We start from the raw sequence: 21,321 nt of genomic DNA on the forward strand, positions 1-21,321 counted from the left end.
CCGCGATTTGACAATTTGCGAGTCAGTATAGAAACAGTCTCAAAATAAATCGTTTAAAGATTGTTAAGCCGTGGTGTGATCTGGGAAAAAATGCGGCGTCCCTTCTTTCCAAGGCCGACGCCGCTCAAAACACTACACGCTCGCGGGGGTCTAACCGCACGAGTGACCCAAAAATAGCCGCGCCGAAATTGCAGCTCAAGATGAAAAAACTGCCTTTGTAACGTGGCTTCAGGTAGCTATTACGCAAACGATAATGGGTCACGCATAGAAGCGTTGTGTCGTCTCACTCTGAAAATGATATGAATTGAAGCGGCGGCAACAGCGCATTTACAGATGCAGACGATTTGTTACAGAAGTTGTCGATTGCCGGAACGCCGCGGCAACGCAGTACGTCGTACGGCAAGCGAGTGTCAGGCGACAGCGTTGACGGCATCGCCGCGAGCGCAGCGCGTTATCTGCCGCCTTCGATTTCCGGCATCGGCGCGAACAGCGCGTCGAGGTCGTCGTCCGAGAACTTGGCGGCGCCGGCGGCGTCTTCGGAAAGAATGCTGTCGGCCAGTCCCGCCTTCTGCTCCTGCAACTCCACGATCTTTTCTTCGATGCTGCCCGCCGCAATCAGCTTGTACACGAACACGGGCTTGTCCTGCCCCAACCGATGCGCGCGGTCCGTTGCCTGATTCTCGGCAGCCGGGTTCCACCACGGATCGTAGTGGATCACCGTGTCGGCGGCGGTCAGGTTCAGGCCCACGCCGCCGGCCTTCAGGCTGATCAGGAACAACGGCACCTCGCCTTGCTGGAAACGCTCGACAGGCGTCACGCGATCCGCCGTGTCGCCGGTGAGCACGACGTACGGAATGGCGGCTTCTTCGAGCGCTTCGGCGATCAGCGACAACATGCCGGTGAACTGCGAGAACAACAGCACGCGGCGCCCTTCCTCGATCAGTTCCGGCAGCATCGACAGGAGCAGGTCGAGCTTGGCGGAACGCATGGCGCGCGCGCCCTTCTCGACCTTATCCACTCTGTCGCGCGAGTCCTGCCCCTCGCCCGCCTCGCCGGTGGTCTTGAGCATGCGAACAAGGCGCGGATCGCAGCACACCTGGCGCAGCTTCAGCAACGCATCGAGCACGATGATGTGGCTGCGCGCGAGACCCTGCGCGCTGACCGCCGCGCGCACTTTCTCCTGCATTGCCGTGCGCACGGTTTCGTAGAGGTCGCGCTGCGCGCCTTCCAGGTCCACGGAGCACACAATCGTGGTCTTGGCCGGCAACTCTTTGGCGACTTCGTCCTTGCGACGGCGCAGCATGAACGGCCGGATGCGCCGCGCGAGCAACGCGCGGCGCACGCCGTCGCCGTTCTTCTCGATCGGATTGCGCCAGCGTTTGGTGAAGTCTTTCTGGCTGCCGAGAAACCCCGGCAACAGAAAATCGAACTGCGACCACAGCTCGCCGAGATGATTCTCGAGCGGCGTGCCCGTCAAACACAGCCGATGCCGCGCGCGCAAACCGCGAATGGCCTGCGCGGCTTTGGTGGTGGCGTTCTTCACGTACTGCGCTTCGTCGAGGATCAGCAGGTGATACTCATGCTCGGCGAGCACCTTCTGATCGCGCCACAGCAGCGCGTAGGTGGTCAGAATCAGTTCGTGTTCGCCGATCTGCTCGAAACGCTCCTTGCGCTGCGGGCCGTTCAACACCAGCACCTTCAGTTCGGGCGCGAAGCGTCGCGCTTCCTCGCGCCAGTTGTGCACGAGCGTGGTCGGCACGACGATCAGCACGGGCCGGTTCAGTCGCCCCGCTTCTTTCTCCGCGAGGATATGGGCAAGCGTCTGCACCGTCTTGCCCAGACCCATGTCGTCGGCGAGTACGCCGGCAAGATCGTGTTCGCGCAGAAACTGCATCCAGTTCAAGCCCTGTTGCTGATAGACGCGCAGTTCGGCCTTCAGGCCGCGCGGCACCGGCACCTCGCGCAGCCCCGGACCGGCTTGCAGACGCTGCGCCAGTTGCCGGATCGAATCTTCGCCGCGAAATTGCCAGCGGCCGGTGCCGTTCAAGGCTTCCAGCCGGCCCGCGTCGACGGACGCCACACGCAGCGGCGCACCCTCGGCGAGCGAGCCGCCGAGCGCGTCGAACAGATCGACGAGCACGCGCACCACCGGCTTCAGACGGTCGGCGCGCAAGCGCAAACGCTTGTTCTCCTCGGTCTTCAGCTCGATCGGCTCGTCGTCGGCAATGGCTTCGAGCGCCCCGCTCAGCCAGCGCCGGTCGCGCCGGAACAAATCGGCAAGCAGCGGTTCGAGCCGCACGTTGCGCTCGCCGATGCGGATACCCATTTCCAGATCGAACCAGCCGTCGCCGGCCTGATGCGCGGTGCCTTCGATCGCATCGATTTCGATGACGTTGTAGCGGAACTCGGGCGCCATCGTCACGCGCCAGCCCTTGCTCACGAGCTCCGGCACGGCGTCGTTGACGAACGCGGTCCACGCCTCGGCATCGGGCAGGCCGAGCATGGTGTCGGGCAGCAGGCGCGACGCGTAGACGCGGCTGGTCGGCACCTTCTGCAAGCCGGTCTTGCGCAGTTCGAGCAGACGCTTTTTCTCGGCCTCGTAGCGGCGGCGGATATGAATCACGTCGCCGCCCGGCATTGGCACGAGCGTCACGCTGCTGTCGACATTGATGCTCACGCCGTCGTAATCGAAACTGACGCCCGCCAGTTCGACCGCAGCGGATTGACGCAAACCCGCCTTGCTCGTCGCCGACGGCAGCGCGTGGCTGTTGAGCGTGAGCACCGGCACGGGATCGACGTCGATCACGCGAATCGCGGACGCGTCGTGCGTGGGCGGCAGCGGCAACTCGGGCGCGATCTCGCGCAGCACCGAGGCGACCAGCGGCGCTTCGGCGAGCGAGATAGGCGGCATGGCGAGGTAATCCGGCAACTGCTGGAACGGCAACGACGATTGAACGATGCCAGCTTCATTCGCGACGCCGTCCACATACCAGACCGGTTCGGTGGGCAGCACCATGCTCGCGCGCGGCTCGGTGCACAGCACGGGCCGCAGGCGCTCGTCAGCGAGCGGCTCCCATTCGATCCGGCCGGGCCGGTCGGCGCCGCGCGTGAGCGGCGCGGGTCCGTCGTGACCGGAGCCGGGCGTGAAATCGAAGAACAGCCGGCCGGTTGCGATCAGCTTCTGCAGCATCTCCGCACCGCTCGTGCCGCGCAGGATGAACTGTCCGAAGTCCTCGCGTGAGCGGCCGAGCCACAGGCCGCGCAGGATCGACAGGTCTTCGTCGGAGACGAACTTCGGCTGTTTGAGGAGCGCCGCTTCCACATTGCCCCAAGGTTCGTCGACCGCGATGATCGCGCCGTGCGCATCGCAGCGCGCGCGGTACAGCACGACCTCGTGGCGCATGTGGAAGCTGGACCAGTTAAGCCGGTAAGCCAGGGTCTGCGAACGCGGAGCACTCGCCTTCTGAGCGTCCGCATCCGCAGCCTCAGCGCGGGCACGAAAACGTTCGAGCCAACTGACCAGTTCCGGCCGCACGCCTGACGGCGGCCCGACGTTAGCCATCGGTTCGCGCGGCAGGTCGCGCGCGGTGTCGCCCTCGTCCGGCTCGACGTGGGTGATATGGTCCATCTCGTCGTGATAGTTCAACTCGGCGAGCAGCAACGCGGCAACGTGCTTGCAGTTGCGGCCGACCGGACAACTGCAATCGCCCTGTGCCCAGGGTGAACCGCCATCGGTACGAAAGCGCACGCGCGTTTGATAGGGAAGCCGCTGCGTGCCCTGCACGTCGCCGCTCAGCGTGGCGCCGTGCCATTTCACGTGGGTGACGGGGCCGACCGAGCGCGCCTTGGCGACGGTGTGGTCCCCGAGCCATTCCGCAATGCGTTCCCGATCAAAGAAAACTGACGACATCGGCGTCCATTCCTATTCAAGCCGGCAAAGGCAAGCGCGCGCGGACAGGATCACCCGGGCGGAGCGTGAGCGGCGCCGGCCGGCGAATTTTCGTGCGGCATCGATTGCCTGTGGTAACCGGCCATTTTACGCGTTGGACGCACCTGGCTGTGGGGCCACCTCCACATCCAGCCCGGCCGCGGCGAACACCTGAGCCAGCGCGGGTACCGGCGCTTCATCCGTTACCAGCAGGTCGACGGCATCCGCGCCGAAAGCGTGCACCAGCGCGCTGTGGCCGAACTTCGCGTGGTCCGCGGCGACCACCCGCCGCTCGGCCTGAGCGAAGGCCGCCAGCGAAAAGGCCACGTCGGCGGGCAGCGCGTCCATGAAACGCCCCTGCATGTCGATTGCCGTGACCGAGGCGATCGCGTAGCGCACGTGGAACTGGCGCAGAAAGGCCAGCATGCTGTCTCCGAACGCGGCGCAGTCGTCCGGGCGCAACTCGCCGCCCGCGATGAATACACGGTTGCCATTGCGCGGCGCGAGCACGCGCGCGACTTCAATGGAATTGGTCACGACCGTGAGCCGCGATCGGACCACCAACGCCTGCGCGATATGCAGACACGTCGTGCCGCCCTCGAGGATCAGCGAATCGCCGTCCCGCACCAGTTCGCCGATGCGCGCGCCGATCGCCCGCTTGCCCTCGAGGCTCGCCGCCATGCGCCGCTGGAACGGCGGTTCATCCAGGCGTTCGGGCAGCATGATGCCGCCGTGAACCTTGATCAGCAGGCCGTCGGCGATCAACGGCTTGATATTGCGGCGGATGGTTTCGTCGGACACGTCGAAGCGGCCGGCCAGATCGGTGATCGTGCAGGTGCGCTGCTCTCGGACGAGTCGCAGGATTTCGGCTTGGCGCTGGTTGGAGAACATGGAAATTGAGCGGTGACTGTCAGGTGGAGTCTAGCAAAAGTCACGCGTCTTCGGGGTTGATAGCCACGCGTTTCCATGCAAACCCACACTGTGGCGCCTTCGGGCAGCGGGTGCGCGCCGAGCCGCGGCGCAGGTACGCCTGACCTCGATAAACGACGAGACGCACGGCTGATCAGCGTGACGGTCGTATGACACGAGCGGATTTCCAACAATGACAGAGGTCGTTGCATTTCGTGTCTTTTTGGGGCAATCTACGCCAACTCAATCCACGCACTCCCACACATGTCCACATCCATTCCCAAGCACGCTCGCGTCGTTATCGTCGGCGGCGGGATCATCGGCTGTTCGGTCGCCTACCATCTGACCAAACTGGGTTGGTCCGATGTGGTGCTGCTCGAACAGGGCCAACTGTCGTGCGGCACGACGTGGCATGCGGCCGGCCTCGTCGGTCAGTTGCGCGCCCAGGAGAGCATGACGAAGCTGATCCGCTATTCGACCGCGCTCTACGCCGAACTCGAAGCCGATACCGGACTCGCCACCGGCTGGAAGCAATGCGGCTCGCTCTCGGTAGCCCGCACCGCCGAGCGGATGTCGCAACTCAAACGCACCGCGGCCGTCGCGCGGGCCTACGGCGTGGCCTGCGATGTCATCGGCCCGCAGGAAGCCGGCGACCTGTGGCCGGTCATGCGCACCGACGACCTGCTCGGCGCGGTCTGGCTGCCCGGCGACGGCAAGGCGAATCCCACCGACCTGACCTAGGCCCTCGCCCGCGGCGCCCGCATGCGCGGCGCGCGCATCGTCGAAAACACTCGTGTCACGGCGATCCACACGCGCAGCGCGCAAGACGGCAAGGCAAGCGGCGCGCGCGAGGTCAGCGGACTCGCGTGGCGCAACAAGGACGGCGAAGAAGGCACGATCAGCGCGGACATCGTCGTGAATTGCGCGGGTCAGTGGGCCAAGGCGGTTGGCCGCCTGTGCGGCGTGACCGTGCCGCTGCATTCGGCGGAGCACTACTACATCGTCACGGAACGCATTGCCGGCGTGCATCCGGATCTGCCGGTCATGCGCGATCCGGACGGCTTTATCTACTTCAAGGAAGAAGTCGGCGGCCTCGTCATGGGCGGCTTCGAACCGGATGCGAAACCGTGGGGCATGAACGGCATTCCCGAGAATTTCGAGTTCCAGTTGCTGCCGGACGATTGGGATCAGTTCGAAATCCTGATGAAAAATGCGTTGCAGCGCGTGCCCGCGCTCGAAACGGCCCAGGTGCGGCAGTTCTATAACGGCCCCGAATCCTTCACGCCGGACAACAACTTCATGCTGGGCGAAGCACCTGAGTTGCGGCGCTTTTTCGTCGGCGCGGGTTTCAATTCCATGGGAATCGCCTCGGCGGGCGGCGCCGGCATGGCGCTCGCGGAATGGATCGTGGCGGGCGAGCCAACCATGGATCTATGGCCGGTGGATATTCGCCGCTTCGCGCGCTTCAACGGCAACGATACGTGGCTGCACGATCGCGTGAAGGAAACGCTCGGCCTGCATTACGCGATGCCGTGGCCGAATCGCGAACTCGACAGCGCGCGGCCGTTTCGCCGCTCACCGCTGTATTCGCTGTTGCGTGACGAGGGCGCCTGCTTCGGCAGCAAGATGGGCTGGGAGCGCGCCAACTTTTTCGCGCCCTCGCCTGAAGAAGCAAAAATCGACTACGCCTTCGGCCAGCAGAACTGGCTGCCCTGGAGCGGCGCAGAACACCGCGCGTGCCGTCAAGGCGTAGCGCTGTTCGACATGACGTCGTTCTCCAAATTTCTCGTGAAGGGCCGCGACGCGCAAAGCGTGCTGCAAGGCATCGTCGCCAACGACGTAGACGTGCCGACCGGCACCACGGTATACACCGGCATGCTCAACGAGCGCGGCGGCTACGAATCGGATTTCACGCTCACGCGCCTCGCCGACGATCAATACCTGCTCGTCACCGGCAGCGCGCAAACCACACGCGACTTCGACACCATTGAACGGGCAATTCCGCACGACCAGCACTGCACGCTCGTCGACGTCACCGGACAGTACGCCGTACTCGCCGTAATGGGCCCACGTTCGCGCGAGCTGCTGCAAAGCGTCTCCAAGGCCGACTGGAGCAACGAAGCGTTCGCTTTCGGCCAAAGCCGCGAAGTGGATCTCGGCTACGCGACGGTGCGGGCCACGCGCCTCACCTACGTCGGCGAACTCGGCTGGGAGCTGTATGTACCGGTCGAATTCGCGGTGGGCGTGTACGAAACGCTGCACGCGGCGGGCGAGGCGTTCGGCCTCGTCAACGCCGGCTACTATGCAATCGACTCTTTGCGCATCGAAAAAGGCTATCGCGCGTGGGGCCGTGAACTCACGCCGGACACCAATCCGTTCGAAGCGGGTCTGTCGTTCGCGTGCAAGCTCGACAAGGAGATTGCGTTTCGCGGCCGCGACGCGCTGCTGAGATTGCGCGCCGAGCCGCTGTGCCGCCGCATGGTGGTGCTGACCGCCGACGGCGCCACGCAGCGCATGCTGTGGGGCGGCGAGGCGATCCTGCGCGACGGCAAGCCGGTCGGCTTCATCAGCTCGGCGGCGTTCGGACACACGCTGGGTTGTCCGGTCGCAATGGGCTACGTGAACAATCCCGACGGTGCAGCGGATACCGCCTACCTGAGCAGCGGCCGCTACGCGATCGATGTCGCCGGCGAACGGCTGCCGGCCACCGTGCACCTGAAGGCGCCTTACGATCCGCGTTCGGAACGCGTGAAGCAGTAAAGCGCTGAGCCGCTAACGCTCGCCGCGCGCCATACTCGAAAACACGCCGTCGCGGCGGATCAACCCATGAAACAACGCCGCCGCGAGATGCAGCAGCACCGTGGCGAACAGCGCGAATGCGAGCCACGTATGCAACGCGCGCAGCAACGCGAACAACTCGACGTTATGCGGTGTGATCGGCGGCAGATGCAGTGGACCATACAGCGTGACCGGATAGCCCGCGGCGGACAGCATCGCCCAGCCGATCAACGGCATTGCCGCCATCAACGCATATAGCACGAGATGCGAGGCCTTCGCCGCGAACCGCTGCGGCGTGGGCATATCGTCCGGTAACGGCGGGCTGCCGCGCGTGAGTCGCACGCCCACGCGCACCACCACAAGCAGCAGCAACGCAATGCCGAGCGGCTTGTGAATCGCAATCAGCGTGTTGTGCGCGCGCGAGACGGTAGCGACCATGCCCACGCCGATGAACAGCATCGCGATGATCAAGGGCGCCATTGTCCAGTGCAGCAGACGCGCGAGCGGACTGAAATGGGTGGGCGTCGGCCTCATGAGTGTGCTCCGTTTGTCTGGGCTTGATGAATCGCGGGATGCAACGCTTCCTCGCGCGTGCGGCGTTTGTACGAGAGCGCGTAAGCGGCCGAGCGCGCGGCGAGCAATGGATCGTCCGACGGTTCGATGCCGGCCGGCAGGATCGTCGGATCGAAGTTGACGTCGCGGCACGCGCCGTTTTCCTGCGACGTCGTGTGATCGATCACCAGCGTGCCCGCGTCGATATGCTGACGATCGTCGGGCCATTGCAGCGTGGCGTCGTTCGTGGGGTCGCCGGGTTGGGCGACGGTCAGAATCAGATGCCAGCGCAACGGGCCGTTTTCCAGCCGCTGGTCGAGGTCGGCTTCGAGAAAATTCTTCTTGGCTTTTTCGGCGTCGGTGATCGGCGCGTACGGCGTCTCGGGCACCATCGCCCAGCGCACGGCGCGCGTATGGCCGGCGCCGTCGGTGAAACGGAATGCGTTGATGCTGTAATACGCGCCATTCGCCAGACTCGAAGAAGGCGGATGCGCCTTGACCCATGCCTGGAACGGCTGAGTCTCGGGATTGGCGGCGTAAAACGCCTTAAGCTTGGCGGGATCCGCTTTGCCGGTCGCCGGATCGGGCGTTGCAGCGACCAGTTGCTGATAGAACTGCTCGGGCGTGTGCACCGCGAAAACGGGCGTCGAGTTCATTCCTGTGCGCCACTGCTCGCCGTTGCGCAGCTGGAATTCCAACGCGAGGCTGCGCACGGGCGAACTGGTGTCGGGCGCGGAGGGGTTGCCGCCGGGCACCGCGAAGCGGCCCGTCACCGGCGTGCGCCCCTGCGCGAATACAGCGGCGTGGGACAGCGCCGCGCCATCGCCGTTACTGTCGAAATAGCCTTCGATACACAGGCCCTTGGCATGGTTGCGCCGGTAGCCCGGATGCGGCTGGCCCGCCACTTTCTCGAAGGTGTTGATGAAACGCGGCGCGCTGAGGCGCGCTGGCGTCAGCCAGCCTGCCGTGTAGGCAAAGCCGCCGGCGAGAGCCAGCACGGCCGCGCCGATCACGGCGAGCCTGCAAGGCACGCAGACAGGCCCGGGGTTGGGAACGGATGGTTTTGCCACGAAAACTCCTTGATCGGATAGATGCGCTTACCGGGCTAACACTGCATACCGCGATCTATTCCGTGCGATATCCGGCGCGCCAGTTCCATTTGCGCGCCGGGTATCCAGAGCTTCAATTGACGCTGCCGTCCTGCGCGCTTTGGCTCGCACCATGGCTGGCGGCCGCCGCTTGCGTAGCGAGTGCTTCTCTGTGTTGTGCGACCTGTTGGGCGAACACCGGGCTTACATCCGGATACGATGCGTCGGTGACGTAATTCAGGCCATTCTGCTGCGCTTCGATCAATTCCTGGTACACCTCAGCACGGGTCTTGCCCTGCGCGAAAGCGCTCGATGAAGCGGCAAGAACAGCGACGGACAATGCAACGAAAGCGATCTTCTTCATGATGAACTCCAGCGAGTTTTGTGCGGGTTTGCATCAGGGAGAACCACGCGCTGATGGCTTTTATTCCTGCCTCGAGGGCACAGAAAAAACATATCCGGAAGCGGGAATAAAGCGGCGCGAAATCGGGTTAGCTCGCGATCCGGCGGCTTGGTGAAGGCCTTAAGAAAGTGCTTTTTCGGCAAGCGCGTAGCGTTGAAATCGGCGCGTGAACAGATGGAATAAACTCGGGGCTATACGTGTTCGCCCTCGGTAGCCGCCCTCCAACGCACGCCGACACCATGACCACCGACGCCCCTTCCAATTCGCCGCTTTCCGAAGCGGACATTCAGGCCTATGCAGACGGCACGCTGACGCCGGAGCGCGCCGCGTTTCTGCGGGACTATCTCGGCAAGGATCCGGCGGAGGCGCGCCGGGTGGCGTTTTACGGCCGACTGAACTCGCAGATCCAACAGGCCTTTCAAACAACTGACGAACCGGTGCCGAGCCGCTCCACAGGATGGCGCCGCGCAGTCGCGCGCATCAATGGATCTAAACGCAGCCGCAAACTGCTCAACACGCTGGCGGCGCTCGCGCTCACGCTCGCGGTGGCGAGCGGCTGGCTCGCCGCGACGCAGGTGTCGGCGCAAGCGCTGAACAATGCCGCGGTAATGGCGCTCGCCGAAAGCTCGGCCGGGCAATTCTCCGCGGCGTCGCCGACTCGCGCCGATCCGTCCGCGCCGAATCTCTCGGCGATCGGTTTGCGCCTCGTGGACCAAAGAGTGATCGCGCTGAGCCCGCTTCAGCGGGTCAGCGAATTCATCTATCTGAACGGCGACAATCAACCGGTGGTGCTGCTTTCCGCGTTGGCGTTGCTGGCGCCGGCGCAGCCGCAGTGGTCCGCGCGCCGCATCGGCGACATTCGCCTGTTGCTCTGGACCGCGCAGCGGCAGCGTTTCGTGGTTGCCGGCGACGCCCGCACCCACGGCCTGATGCGCGCCGCCGACGCGATGACCATGCGATGACTGCTGAAACGCAATACGTGATCTCACAGAAAGCAGGGGAATAAAGTGCAAGCAACGGTGTTCGCCCCTCAAACGCGTCTCTTCTTGCGACTGAAGGATGCCCCCTTGCCCGCGAAAAGCCCCACGATCGGGATAGAAAATGGATGTCCGTGACGAGCTGATGGAGCATGTGCCGCGATTGCGGCGCTATGCACGAGCGCTGATCAACAATCGCGACCTCGCCGACGATCTGGTGCAGGACACGCTGGAGCGCGCGCTCGGCCGTACCGGCATGTTCCAGCCGGGCACCGACCTGCGCGCGTGGCTGTTTACGATCATGCACAACGTGTTCGCCAATCAGGCGCGCAAGGCTTCGGCGCGCGCCGTCCACGTGGCGGTCGACGACGAAAGCGTGTCCGAAAGCGAATTTGCCGTGCCCTCCGAGCAGACCCGCTCGCTGGAGATGCGCGACCTCGACTACGCATTGCAGCGCCTGCCGATGGAGCAGCGCGAAGTCGTACTGCTGGTGGGCCTCGAGGAAATGAGCTATGCCGACGTGGCGCTCGCGTTGAACATTCCGATCGGCACGGTGATGTCGCGGCTGTCGCGCGGACGCGAGCGGTTACGGGCGTTGATGGCGGGCACGCAGCCCGGTGCGAAATTACAGGTGGTGCGATGAGCGACCAACAAATGCCGATCGGCGAAGAAGACCTGCATGCGTATGTGGACGGCACGCTGTCCGACGAACGCCGTGCCGATGTGGAGCGCGCGCTCGAACAGAATCCCGAACTGGCCGCGCGCATCAGCGATTATTTCTCCTTGAACAGCATGTTCCACGAGCGCTACGACCGCGTGCTGAGCGAGCCCGTGCCGAAGCGCCTGCAGGCACCCGCGCCGCGCCGCTGGCGGATTGCCGCGAACTGGCCGCAATTCGCCGGAATGGCGGCGGCGCTGGTGTTGGGCGTGGGCATCGGCGTGGGCACGCATATGGGCCAGGACGTCATCGCGCCGGTTGTGGGCGGCCACTCGGACACCCGCCCTGTCAGTGCGGACAGCACCGAAATGTTCGCGCGGCAAGCGGCGGTGGCGCATGTGGTCTACATGCCCGCCGTGGACCGGCCGACCGAGATGAACACTGGCGATCACGAGCAGGATTTCGTGCAGTGGCTCTCCAACCGGCTCGGCACCAACGTGCATCCGCCGATTCTCTCGAAGAACGGCTTCAACCTCTCGGGTGGACGCCTGTTGCCCGGCGCCGACGGACCGACCGCGCAGTTCATGTATCGCGGGCCGAACGGCGAGCGCGTCACGCTGTGCATTTCGCGTCGCCAGCAGAACTCGAACACGACGGCGTTCAAGCTGTACCAGGACGGCCCGGTGAACGTGTTTTACTGGATCGATGGCGACTTCGGCTATGCGGTGTCGGGCGGGATCGACCGCAAGCAGTTGCTGCAACTGTCGCATGACGTCTATGCGCAACTCACGGGTGCGGCCCCGGGCTGACCGCGGCGCTGCGCGGCCTGTCGAGGCTTTATCGCGATGCTGCGATGCGGCCGGCATTGTGCGGATCGAGCGCAACACTGCCCGCCGCAGTCCCATTCGACTTGATCAGCTCGCGTGGCGTCACGCCCAACAGCCGGCCCATCCAATGCGCCATGTGACTCTGATGCGCGAAGCCCGTATCGAGCGCGATCTGACTCGCGTTGAGCTTGCCTTGCAGCAGCAGCGTGCGCGCGCGCTCCACGCGCCGTTGCACCACGTACTGATGCACCGGCGTGCCGAGCGTCTCGCGAAACAGCACCTTGAAATGCGGCACGCTCAACTCGGCGAGCACCGCCAGTTCGCCCAGCGTGAGACGCTGGTCCAGATGCGCTTCGATAAATTCGATCACGCGCGCGGCCGTTTTCGGGGCGAGCGTGCGCCGCTTGTTCTCGAGCGCCGGCGCACCGCCGATCAGGCGCACTACCATCGCCGTACACAGGCTCTCGGCGTACAAAGGATCGGATGCTTCAGCGGCTTCGAGTTCGGCGCGTAATGCCCAGGCGAGATACTGAAAGCGCGGATCGCGTAGCTGGAATTGCGGGCGCAATTGCGCGTCGGCGGAGTTTAACGACAGTTGCTCGACGGTCCGCTGCGCGAACGCTTCGCCGATCCACACGCTGAAAATCGTGCAGGCGGCCTCGTCGCTCCACTGCCCGTCTAGCCCGGCGGGAATCACGTCGGCGTCGCCGTGCGCCTGGATTCGCGAGTAGCGGCGCTCATTGCACAGGCAGCGCGCCCTCACCGGCGCGCCGACGTGCACCCCGACGCGGTGATGCTTGAACGCCGGTATCCGGTGCAGCCCGGCCGACACGTTGACCAGTTCCGCACCAAAACCCTGCCAGCCGAGCAGCCTGCTCGAACGCAACACGACGCGGGAACCACTATGCGGTTGCGGTATCGGTGTCACTGCATTCATTGCGTCCCTCGTGGATGGCGGCCAAGGTTTCCGCATTGTGCGGCGTTTTTGGCGGTTTCGCTCGACTCTACGTGATTCAACGCTTCCGCCAAGGCGCGGCAGTTCAACCCATCATCCGAATCTGCGCAACGCCATCCCTACTCGCGCGAATGCCGGGCGCCGCGTCCCTAAGATGGCGTCATACCGACCCAACGAGGAGCGCATCGTGTTCGTGATTTTTGGAGCAGCCGGCAACGTCGGCAAAGCAAGCGCCGTGGCATTGCGCCGCGCGGGCCGCCATGTGCGTGCGGTGGTCCGCAACGCAAACCAGGGCGAATTCCTCACGAAGATCGGCTGCGAGATTGCCGTCGCCGATCTGCTCGACGCCGCGAGCGTGGCGCGCGCGATCGAAGGCGCCGACGGCGTGCAACTGCTGTGTCCGGTGCCGCATGCGCACGCCGATCCCGCGCAGGCCATGCGCCGCATGATCGACACGAGTGTCGCGGCATTGCGCGCCGACCCGCCTGCGCGCCTTCTCGCGCTCTCCGACTATGGCGCGGAACACGCAACCGGCACGGGCATCACCACGCTGTTCCACGAACTCGAAACGCAACTTCAAACCGTCGACTCGCCGTTGATCTTCCTGCGCGCCGCCGAACACATGCACAACTGGGCTCGCTTGCTGCCGGTCGCGCTCGCGAGGGGCGTGCTGCCGAGTTTGCATCATCCTTTGAGCAAGCGTTTTCCGAGCGTCGCCGCACAGGACGTGGGCGCGCTGGCCGCCGAACTGCTGCTCGACGATCGAGCGCCGCGGGTCGTGAGCATCGAAAGCGATGAGCGCGTGAGCGCATTGGACGTGGCGCGCACGATCGGCGAACTGGCCGGCCGTGCAGTCGTGGCGCGCGAAGCGCCGCGCGGCGAATGGGCCGCGATGCTTGAAGGCGCGGGCCTCAGCGAACCCCACGCGCGTTTGATTATCAATCTGTACGACGCGCACAACGCGGGTCGCATCGACGTGGAAACTGACATCAGCGAGCGGCGTTTCGGCGCGACGACGCTGGCGGAAGTATTGGCGGCGATTCTGCCGCGCGTGGCCCCGGCTACGGCAACCGCACGCTGAACGGCAACCGCACGAGGAGAGACGGCATGGATAGCTGCCCTTGGCTACGCGCCTCGATCGAGGCAAGCAAGGTTTCGACGCCCTGTCGTGCCACGCCGCCTGCGCACGCGAGCGCTCGTCGCCGGCAGACCAGCCTGGCGAGTGTTGCGGAACGGTTGGGCTGGCGCGCGCTGTGGGACCTACTCAACGCGATTCCCGACAGCAACGACGACTTCGGCATGTTCTGACCCACTGTGCTGCCGCGCGAACTCTGCGCAACGAGGGCATACCGAGGACACGACAGGCACACAACAAAGGCGCAAAGCAAAGCGGCCGGAATTCCGGCCGCAAGATATTGACGAACCCGCCGCTACAGCGCCGGCCTCCGTTCAGCTACGGCAGCCGGCGTGTACGCGTGACTCATTCGTTTTCGTCGAAGTAGTGGCCGAACTTGACCTGCTTGGTGCGGATATAACGCTCGTTTTCCTCGCGCATCGGGATGGCCAGCGCAACGCGCTCGCACACCGGAATGCCGTGCTTGGACAGCGTGTCGAACTTCTCCGGATTGTTGCTCATGAGCCGCACCGACGTGACCTTCAGCGTGCGCAGAATGCCCGCGGCGGAATCGTATTCGCGCGAGTCGTCCGGCAAGCCGAGGTCGAGATTGGCCTCGACGGTATCGCGCCCCTGCTCCTGCAGCGCATACGCGCGAATCTTGTTGGACAGGCCGATGCCGCGCCCTTCGTGGCCGCGCAGATACAACAGCACGCCGCAGCCTTCCGCCGCGATGTAGCGCAGCGCGAGGTCGAGTTGCTCGCCGCAGTCGCAGCGGTACGAGCCGAGCACGTCGCCGGTGAGGCATTCGGAATGCAGGCGCGTCAACACGGACGACTTGTTGGCGACGTCGCCCATCACGAGCGCGAGATGTTCGGCGCCGCTCTCACACACGCGAAACACGTAGGAAGTGAACGTGCCGTAGCGCGTGGGAAGCGTGGCGGTGGCGTCGAGAACGACGCATTCGCCGTTGAGTGCGCCGTCTGCTGCAGGCGACGGATCGTGAGACGTGAGCATGGCGTTAGACAGTGGTGCTGACATGAACCCGATCAAACCGGGAATAAGGTACGGACTGGGGAGTTTACCGCTAATCGGCGTCCCGCACCCGTATGCCCTTGCACGCGACACGGAAGCCGCGCGGCGGCGCACCGTCCGTTACCCGAGTTGAACGTCGCGCGCGCCACAGTTATTCCCTGGGTACTCCAGCGCCGTGTCAGGCCTATACTGGAATCGCCTGTCCCTCACGACAGCACGCCGCGCCGGCGTGCTGCACTGCGAAACGGAGCCGCTCCATGACAAGCGTTGCACAGCTTCTTAAAACGAAACCGAACAACACCACTGTGTTCACCATCGGGGCCGACGATTCCGTCTACGACGCGATCAAGCTGATGGCCGAAAAGGGCATTGGCGCGCTGGTCGTCACGGATGGCGACAGCATCGCCGGGATCATCACGGAGCGCGACTATGCGCGCAAGGTCGTGCTGCTGGACCGTTCGTCGAAGGCCACGCCCGTGCGCGACATCATGAGCAAAGCCGTGCGCTTTGTGCGGCCCGATCAGTCCACCGACGATTGCATGGCCCTCATGACGGAGCGGCGCATGCGCCACTTGCCGGTGATCGAGAATGACCAGCTGGTCGGCATGGTATCGATTGGCGACCTGGTGAAGAACATCATCGCCGAACAGCAGTTCACCATTCAGCAGCTCGAGTTCTATATTCACGGCGAGCGGCCCTGACGCGGGGCGCTCGCCCTGCTACCCGCACTAGCAAAAAAAGCCCAATCCGTAAAACGGTTGGGCAAAGCTACCTTGCGGCAGCGGAGGTTCCTTGAATGTGTAGGCCGCGATCTTCGCGGCACAGCGGCGCCACAGCGTTGGCGACGTTGCTGATGCGCGACGCATTCGCATGCGCTCGCTGTTTAAAGCCGTGCGCGCGGCGCCGTCGGCGTGCGCGAATTCGAACTACTACTGCGATTCCCACTTCGTGCGGCTACGGGTAACGGGTGGATGTTGAGAGATGCATTGCCGTCCGATCGGCCTGTCACCCGCCGCAGCCAACTTTCGACCAGCGCCCGGTCACGCAACCCGCCCGTTCAGCTCCCTCACGAAGCTGAACGCGCGTGCCCCGAGCGCCTAGTCAATTGTCGAATCAGTTACCGAAATACACGCCCTTCGGGCCCGACATCGGCTGGATCACGCCGCCGGCTTGAGACGAGCCGTTTGCCACGCCGCCGTAACCGCTTGTGTCAGCGACCGGCTCCTGAGTCTGCGCGATGGCCGGGTTCTGAGCCACTACGCGATGCTCAGCTGCCTGAACATCGGCCGGATACGTCGGATCATTGGACGTGGCTGGGTTATAACCAGCCTGCTCCATCTGGATCAGGTCCTGGCGTACATCCGCGCGGGTGACAGGTTGCTGGCTCGCCTGAGCGAAAGAAGCGATCGGAGCGGCGAGAACTGCGGCAATAGCGACTGCCTTGATGAGCGATTTCATGATGACTTACCTCCAGACTTGGTTTTATTTGCGTCGCTTGAACACGGTGTGTGAGAAGCGAGTGGTTTCAGTCTAGTCACCAGATCGTCGAGGGAAAACCCTTGATTTCGAGATAAATAATTGTCCCGATCGCAATAATGCGCCGAACATTACCGCGAATCCCCATCCAACCAGCATCTTTGGCGTAATAATTGTCGGGATCGTAACCCTTTGTGTCTGACATTTCAAAAATACGACTGATTAGAGTGCGTTTTGCCGGCAGACGCCTCAGCACAGGTCAAATTTACGCCTGTTCGGACGCACCGGACTGGGGCGTCAGCAGAAGCTTTCGAGGCCCGCTGACAAATGCGCTGCCCGGTTCGTAGAACCGCAGCGGTCGATGCATTTCACGCGACAAGCCGATGCGGGTCGTCACGCCCACAGGCAGGTCGCCACGCTCCACGACGCCAATCCACAAATCGCGCCCCGCGCACAGATCCCGACCATCGAACGCCTGGCCGATGCCGAGCGCCATGGTGAGCCGCCCGGGCCCGCGCGCCAGATCGCGCAGCGGCACGCCGGGCCGGCGCGCTTCCATCAGCGGCAAGCCTTCGAGCGGCTCGATCGCGCGAAACAGAATGCCGGCGCCGACTTCCTCGGCCTCGGCGGACATGTTGAGCATGTACGAGAGTCCATAGGTCAGCCGCACATACGCGTAACCGCGGGCGAGAAACAGCGAGCGGTTATACGGACGGCGGCCGACAAATGCATGGCCCGTCGAGTCCCCCACCGGATACGCCTCCGTTTCGACGATTCGCCCGCTCATGCGCCCTTCCGGCAGATCGTGCACGAGGTATTTGCCGATCATGAAGCGCGCGAGTTGCACGGTATCGAGCGGTAAATCGTCACGAAGCAATGGCACGATTGGAAGTTGCTGTTTCCGCATGCGTCAGGCCTTGTATTGAAGCCACGAGAGGCGAGAGATTCGAGTGAGACGAAAGCGTGAGATGCCCCGCCCAATAGTTGACAGTTCGACCGGCCGGTTATTGGCGCCAAAACTCGCCGCAAAATTAGCCCCGAATACAGCAATGCGCGCCCGATATCAAGCGATACGACGCCATCGGTCTGTTTTCATCGGCCCAATCGTTGTAGCAAAACCTCACTTACGTACGGCGTTGCCATCACCATGGCACTAATTGGAGTATCGTGTGTTTCCGGCCTGCAGCACAGCCTTTGCCGGCTCGCGTGTGTTTCGGCCCGCCCGAATCAGCGTAAAGATGTAAAGCATTCGCACGATCCGCAGCACCGTTCCATTCAGATTTGATCCCGATGTACCCGCTGGTGTAGCGCACCGCCCCATTCCGGGGGCGCAGTGCCAATGACAATAGGAGAGAGTTGAATGAAAGCATTTCCGGCAATCAAGATGATCGGCAGCGCGCTGATCGTTCTCGCGTCCCTCAATGCCTATGCGCAAAGCAGCGATGCAGCAGCCCCGGCTGCCACATCGGCATCGCCGTCGGCCAAGCAGACCAAGGCGGCCGACCGCGCCCTGGGACGCAAAGTCCGCAGCGCATTGTCGAAGACCAAGGGCCTGAGCGTGTCGAACATCACCGTGCGCGCGCGCGGTGGCGCAGTGACGCTGGCCGGCTCCGTGCCTGAGCAGCCGCAGGTCGACCTGGCCACTCAGACAGCACAAGGCGTGGCCGGTGTGACGTCGGTCAAGAACGCCCTGACGATTCGTCCGGTCGGCCAGTAATCGGCTGAACCCGTCGTAACGAAACGACCGGGCGCCAGTTCCCTCTCACGGAGCGCTGGCGCCTTGGCGCGACTCCCGGCGGCTTCGCCGGGCGCCGCGCAGTGCAGCGCAGGTTGCCCGCACGCCGGGATTTGCCCGGCCGCTCGGGTCCAGCCAACGAAACCACATGTTCCCGCTCGCCGCGCCCTGGCAGCGCGTGAGCCCATGCCGGCCGCGCCATTCTGCGTTATCCAGTTCCTCTCACTGACAGTTACCATTTGCGCTCACAGGATGCCGAAGGCGCCTCGTCAATCTCCGCGCCAATGGAGCGCCGCCTAGCCGACCATTATTCTTTATAATTTAAAGCGTTAGAGCATACTGCTTACAAGCCACCTGAACATCCAGGCGCGCTTTGGCCCGGAAGGGCAAGCCGTCCGGGCCCGCAGCACCACCGAATAAAAGCATCGAAAAGGAGGCCCCGAATGACCACGCCCGCGACCGTTCTCCCCCGCTGGACCATTGCCGCTCCATTCGTGGCGTGGATCGTGCTCGGCATCGCCTATGCCATGCCGGGCAGCGGCGTGCTGCTCACGCTGGTCGGCGTGGCGCTGTGTGCGGCCGTCTTCACGGCGGTGCATCATGCGGAAGTGGTCGCGCATCGGGTCGGCGAGCCATTCGGTACGCTGGTGCTGGCGGTGGCGGTCACCGTGATCGAGGTCGCGCTGATCGTCTCGGTCATGCTCACGTCCGGCCCGGAAAAGGCGGGTCTCGCGCGCGACACGGTATTTGCCGCCGTGATGATCGTCTGCAACGGGATTGTGGGCATTTGCCTGCTGGTGGGCGGCATCCGGCATCGCGAGCAGGATTTTCAGAGCCGTGGCGCCTCGGCGGCGCTGGCCGTGCTCGCCTCGCTGTCCGTCCTGACGCTCGTCATGCCGAATTACACGACGACCAGCGTGGGTCCGCTTCTGTCGTCTTCGCAATTGGCGTTCGCAGGGGTGTCTTCGCTGGTGCTGTACGGCGTATTCGTGTTCGTGCAGACCGTGCGCCATCGCGATTACTTTCTCGCCGGCACGCCGGATGAAAACGTCCACGCCGCGCCGCCTACCGCCGCTCAGGCGCTGGCGGCCGGCGGCTTGCTGCTGGTGTGCCTCGTCGCGGTGGTGCTGCTCGCCAAGGTGCTCTCGCCGGTGGTCGAAACCGCGGTCAGGAACGCGGGCGCGCCGGCGGCCGTGGTCGGCATTGTGATCGCCGCACTGGTGCTGCTGCCCGAAGGGCTGGCCGCCGTACGCGCGGCGCGCGTCGATCGTTTGCAAAACAGCCTGAATCTCGCCCTCGGCTCGGCGCTTGCCAGTATCGGCCTGACCATTCCGACCGTGGCAGGCGTGTTTTTGTACACCGGTCAGCCGCTCGTGCTCGGGATCGACGGCAAGGAAACCGTGCTCCTCGTGCTCACGCTGATAGTGGGCACGCTCACGCTCAGCAGCGGCCGCACGACGATCCTGCAAGGCGCTGTACACCTGTCGCTGTTCGCGGCGTATCTGTTTCTCTCGTTCGCGCCTTGACCGGGCGCTGGCGCTGCGGACTACTCTTCCCAGTGCGCCGCGATCCAGTCGCGAAACAGATTCAGCTTCTGCTGATGCGCGACCGAATCCGGATAGACGAAGTAATAGCGCCAGCCGGTCTTGAGCACGGTATCGAACGGCCGCACGAGGCGCTTGGCCGCCACGTCCTCGTCGATCAGCGCGAGGTCGCTGATCGCAACGCCGAAGCCCTGTAGCGCGGCGTTGGTCGCCATATCGAGCGTGTCGAAGCTCGGGCCGTGCTCGGCGTCGATGGCGGGCGCGTTCGCCGCATCCACCTCGGTCACCTTGGCGAGCCACATCTTCCAGTCGCGATGATCGCGCGTGGGATGCAGCAGCGTATGGCGCGCGAGGTCGGCCACTTCGGCCAGCGGCTTGTCTTTCAGCAGATCGGGCGCGCACACGGGCGTCAGACGCTCCTCGAACAACGGCACCGCCTGCACATCCGCACCGGGCGACGAGCCGTAGATGATCGCGGCGTCGAACGGTTCGAGCTGGAAATCGACGTCGTGCTGCCACGTGGTCGTGATCTGCACGTGGAGTTCGGGATACTCGGCCTGGAAGCGCATGATTTTCGGCAGCATCCAGCGCATCACACAGGTCGGCACTTTCAGCGCGAGGTCGGTGCGCTGCCGTGTGAGGCGCAGCGAGATTTCCTCGATGCGCGCGAAGCTCTCCTTCACGGCGGGCAGCAGCAATTCCCCTTCGGCGGTGAGCGTCAGGCCTTTCGCATGACGCTTGAAGAGCGGAAACTTGTAGTAGTCCTCGAGCGCGATGATTTGCCGGCTGACCGCGCCTTGCGTCAGGCAGAGATGGTCGGCGGCGCGCGTGAAACTGCGATGCCGCGCCACCGTTTCGAAAATCTGCAGCGCGTTGAGCGGCGGTAGGCGTCGCATCGGCTTATCCGGGATCAGAAAAAATCATTGGTGGACGTTGCGGTACGGCTTAACGCTTGCCGCTGAAACGTCTGTCGAGCCCATAGGATACGCGATCACGGGTTGCAGCACGAGAAGCGGCCGCCGCGGCAACCATGCGTTTGGCTCATGTCGCCGCCCGATCTCGCGGTCCGCCGGCCGGCCACGCACCAACATAGGGAGAGATGCGCTTTCAATCGCACCAGAACTGAGCTTTCCTCATACCTCCGTGGGCAAACGAAACATCGGCAAAACATGGACGTTAACCCGCATGCGCCACTGCCTAGGCGCTCCCACCGTCTGACCGGTGTAGGCCAGCCGGATCGCGTGACGGCCGTCGCATGAGATTACGTCATGCCCTCCATGCGCATATTTCGTTTGTTGAGGGATTTTGGCAAACCTAGAGTGCATCCACACGCAGCATCGGC

General features: G+C 64.0%; 18 protein-coding genes and 1 pseudogene. 9 read left to right on the forward strand and 10 right to left on the reverse strand.

All coding sequences use genetic code 11. The annotated features are described in order from the left end of the window. Positions 1-451: 451 nt before the first annotated feature. Both P0D71_RS11680 and P0D71_RS11685 read right to left on the reverse strand, forming a co-directional pair. Positions 452-3,910: a DEAD/DEAH box helicase gene (locus tag P0D71_RS11680; protein WP_408480104.1), complete on the reverse strand. Its 3,459-nt coding sequence runs from the start codon at positions 3,908-3,910 to the stop codon at positions 452-454. Positions 3,911-4,036: 126 nt separating this feature from the next. Then, positions 4,037-4,819, reverse strand: a complete 783-nt coding sequence (locus P0D71_RS11685; RefSeq protein ID WP_408303561.1) for a DeoR/GlpR family DNA-binding transcription regulator — start codon at positions 4,817-4,819, stop codon at positions 4,037-4,039. 282 nt (positions 4,820-5,101) lie between these two features. Between P0D71_RS11685 and P0D71_RS11690 the strand changes: the two are divergent. Beyond that, a pseudogene (locus P0D71_RS11690) lies at positions 5,102-7,597 on the forward strand (GcvT family protein). A gap of 12 nt (positions 7,598-7,609) precedes the next feature. Here P0D71_RS11690 and P0D71_RS11695 read toward each other — a convergent pair. From P0D71_RS11695 to P0D71_RS11705, 3 genes are all read right to left on the reverse strand, one after another. Further along, positions 7,610-8,149 carry a cytochrome b gene (locus tag P0D71_RS11695; protein WP_408480105.1) on the reverse strand — a complete coding sequence of 180 codons (540 nt, stop codon included), beginning with the start codon at positions 8,147-8,149 and terminating at the stop codon, positions 7,610-7,612. Further along, entirely contained in the window at positions 8,146-9,237 is a 1,092-nt protein-coding gene (locus P0D71_RS11700; protein WP_408480107.1) for a catalase family peroxidase, read from the reverse strand. The genes P0D71_RS11695 and P0D71_RS11700 overlap by 4 nt, the downstream gene beginning before the upstream one ends. A gap of 112 nt (positions 9,238-9,349) precedes the next feature. Further along, positions 9,350-9,619 carry a DUF4148 domain-containing protein gene (locus P0D71_RS11705; RefSeq protein ID WP_091801696.1) on the reverse strand — a complete coding sequence of 90 codons (270 nt, stop codon included), beginning with the start codon at positions 9,617-9,619 and terminating at the stop codon, positions 9,350-9,352. Positions 9,620-9,897: 278 nt separating this feature from the next. Here P0D71_RS11705 and P0D71_RS11710 point away from each other — a divergent pair, with 278 nt between their 5' ends. The 3 genes from P0D71_RS11710 to P0D71_RS11720 all read left to right on the forward strand — a co-directional run bounded on the left by P0D71_RS11710 (position 9,898) and on the right by P0D71_RS11720 (position 12,102). Further along, complete coding sequence (locus P0D71_RS11710) at positions 9,898-10,620, forward strand: anti-sigma factor family protein (protein ID WP_408480110.1); 723 nt, start codon at positions 9,898-9,900, stop codon at positions 10,618-10,620. Positions 10,621-10,759: 139 nt separating this feature from the next. Further along, positions 10,760-11,278: a sigma-70 family RNA polymerase sigma factor gene (locus P0D71_RS11715; RefSeq protein ID WP_091801701.1), complete on the forward strand. Its 519-nt coding sequence runs from the start codon at positions 10,760-10,762 to the stop codon at positions 11,276-11,278. Then, positions 11,275-12,102 carry an anti-sigma factor family protein gene (locus P0D71_RS11720; RefSeq protein WP_408480112.1) on the forward strand — a complete coding sequence of 276 codons (828 nt, stop codon included), beginning with the start codon at positions 11,275-11,277 and terminating at the stop codon, positions 12,100-12,102. The genes P0D71_RS11715 and P0D71_RS11720 overlap by 4 nt, the downstream gene beginning before the upstream one ends. 28 nt (positions 12,103-12,130) lie before the next feature. Here the strand turns inward: P0D71_RS11720 and P0D71_RS11725 are convergent, their stop codons facing one another. After that, positions 12,131-13,057: an AraC family transcriptional regulator gene (locus P0D71_RS11725; protein ID WP_408480114.1), complete on the reverse strand. Its 927-nt coding sequence runs from the start codon at positions 13,055-13,057 to the stop codon at positions 12,131-12,133. Positions 13,058-13,262: 205 nt separating this feature from the next. On the opposite strand from P0D71_RS11725, the gene P0D71_RS11730 reads away from it, so the two are divergent. Continuing rightward, complete coding sequence (locus P0D71_RS11730; RefSeq protein ID WP_408480117.1) at positions 13,263-14,156, forward strand: NmrA family NAD(P)-binding protein; 894 nt, start codon at positions 13,263-13,265, stop codon at positions 14,154-14,156. 26 nt (positions 14,157-14,182) lie between these two features. Continuing rightward, the gene (locus P0D71_RS11735; protein ID WP_091801709.1) at positions 14,183-14,383 is read left to right on the forward strand and encodes a hypothetical protein; all 201 of its coding nucleotides are present in this window, start codon (positions 14,183-14,185) and stop codon (positions 14,381-14,383) included. 172 nt (positions 14,384-14,555) lie between these two features. Here P0D71_RS11735 and ribA read toward each other — a convergent pair whose 3' ends face one another. Next, entirely contained in the window at positions 14,556-15,206 is a 651-nt protein-coding gene (gene ribA / locus P0D71_RS11740) for a GTP cyclohydrolase II (protein ID WP_035516591.1), read from the reverse strand. Between the two features lie 275 nt (positions 15,207-15,481). Between ribA and P0D71_RS11745 the strand changes: the two genes are divergently transcribed. Then, the gene (locus P0D71_RS11745; protein ID WP_408480119.1) at positions 15,482-15,925 is read left to right on the forward strand and encodes a CBS domain-containing protein; all 444 of its coding nucleotides are present in this window, start codon (positions 15,482-15,484) and stop codon (positions 15,923-15,925) included. Positions 15,926-16,337: 412 nt separating this feature from the next. On the opposite strand, the gene P0D71_RS11750 is transcribed toward P0D71_RS11745, so the two are convergent. Continuing rightward, the gene (locus P0D71_RS11750) at positions 16,338-16,682 is read right to left on the reverse strand and encodes a DUF4148 domain-containing protein (protein WP_091801715.1); all 345 of its coding nucleotides are present in this window, start codon (positions 16,680-16,682) and stop codon (positions 16,338-16,340) included. Between the two features lie 283 nt (positions 16,683-16,965). Next, positions 16,966-17,607 carry a DNA-3-methyladenine glycosylase gene (locus P0D71_RS11755; protein ID WP_408480121.1) on the reverse strand — a complete coding sequence of 214 codons (642 nt, stop codon included), beginning with the start codon at positions 17,605-17,607 and terminating at the stop codon, positions 16,966-16,968. A 453-nt stretch (positions 17,608-18,060) separates the two neighbouring features. Between P0D71_RS11755 and P0D71_RS11760 the strand changes: the two genes are divergently transcribed. Both P0D71_RS11760 and P0D71_RS11765 read left to right on the forward strand, forming a co-directional pair. Next, positions 18,061-18,417, forward strand: a complete 357-nt coding sequence (locus P0D71_RS11760) for a BON domain-containing protein (RefSeq protein ID WP_091801721.1) — start codon at positions 18,061-18,063, stop codon at positions 18,415-18,417. Positions 18,418-18,878: 461 nt separating this feature from the next. Further along, positions 18,879-19,961 (forward strand): calcium:cation antiporter, encoded by a 1,083-nt coding sequence (locus P0D71_RS11765; RefSeq protein ID WP_408349720.1) that lies wholly within the window; start codon positions 18,879-18,881, stop codon positions 19,959-19,961. Positions 19,962-19,981: 20 nt separating this feature from the next. Here P0D71_RS11765 and P0D71_RS11770 read toward each other — a convergent pair whose 3' ends face one another. After that, positions 19,982-20,875 (reverse strand): LysR substrate-binding domain-containing protein, encoded by an 894-nt coding sequence (locus P0D71_RS11770; protein WP_408480124.1) that lies wholly within the window; start codon positions 20,873-20,875, stop codon positions 19,982-19,984. Positions 20,876-21,321 lie beyond the last annotated feature (446 nt).

It is taken from the genome of Paraburkholderia sp. RL17-383-BIF-A (assembly GCF_046028015.1).
Lineage (GTDB): Bacteria > Pseudomonadota > Gammaproteobacteria > Burkholderiales > Burkholderiaceae > Paraburkholderia.

Coding starts and splice junctions, on each gene's coding strand:
- P0D71_RS11715 (WP_091801701.1), top strand. CDS start 10,760: ATGGATGTCCGTGACGAGCTGATGGAGCATGTGCCGCGATTGCGGCGC.
- P0D71_RS11725 (WP_408480114.1), bottom strand. CDS start 13,057: ATGAATGCAGTGACACCGATACCGCAACCGCATAGTGGTTCCCGCGTC.
- P0D71_RS11745 (WP_408480119.1), top strand. CDS start 15,482: ATGACAAGCGTTGCACAGCTTCTTAAAACGAAACCGAACAACACCACT.
- P0D71_RS11720 (WP_408480112.1), top strand. CDS start 11,275: ATGAGCGACCAACAAATGCCGATCGGCGAAGAAGACCTGCATGCGTAT.
- ribA (WP_035516591.1), bottom strand. CDS start 15,206: ATGCTCACGTCTCACGATCCGTCGCCTGCAGCAGACGGCGCACTCAAC.
- P0D71_RS11695 (WP_408480105.1), bottom strand. CDS start 8,149: ATGAGGCCGACGCCCACCCATTTCAGTCCGCTCGCGCGTCTGCTGCAC.
- P0D71_RS11765 (WP_408349720.1), top strand. CDS start 18,879: ATGACCACGCCCGCGACCGTTCTCCCCCGCTGGACCATTGCCGCTCCA.
- P0D71_RS11685 (WP_408303561.1), bottom strand. CDS start 4,819: ATGTTCTCCAACCAGCGCCAAGCCGAAATCCTGCGACTCGTCCGAGAG.
- P0D71_RS11755 (WP_408480121.1), bottom strand. CDS start 17,607: ATGCGGAAACAGCAACTTCCAATCGTGCCATTGCTTCGTGACGATTTA.
- P0D71_RS11705 (WP_091801696.1), bottom strand. CDS start 9,619: ATGAAGAAGATCGCTTTCGTTGCATTGTCCGTCGCTGTTCTTGCCGCT.
- P0D71_RS11760 (WP_091801721.1), top strand. CDS start 18,061: ATGAAAGCATTTCCGGCAATCAAGATGATCGGCAGCGCGCTGATCGTT.
- P0D71_RS11750 (WP_091801715.1), bottom strand. CDS start 16,682: ATGAAATCGCTCATCAAGGCAGTCGCTATTGCCGCAGTTCTCGCCGCT.
- P0D71_RS11770 (WP_408480124.1), bottom strand. CDS start 20,875: ATGCGACGCCTACCGCCGCTCAACGCGCTGCAGATTTTCGAAACGGTG.
- P0D71_RS11710 (WP_408480110.1), top strand. CDS start 9,898: ATGACCACCGACGCCCCTTCCAATTCGCCGCTTTCCGAAGCGGACATT.
- P0D71_RS11680 (WP_408480104.1), bottom strand. CDS start 3,910: ATGTCGTCAGTTTTCTTTGATCGGGAACGCATTGCGGAATGGCTCGGG.
- P0D71_RS11735 (WP_091801709.1), top strand. CDS start 14,183: ATGGATAGCTGCCCTTGGCTACGCGCCTCGATCGAGGCAAGCAAGGTT.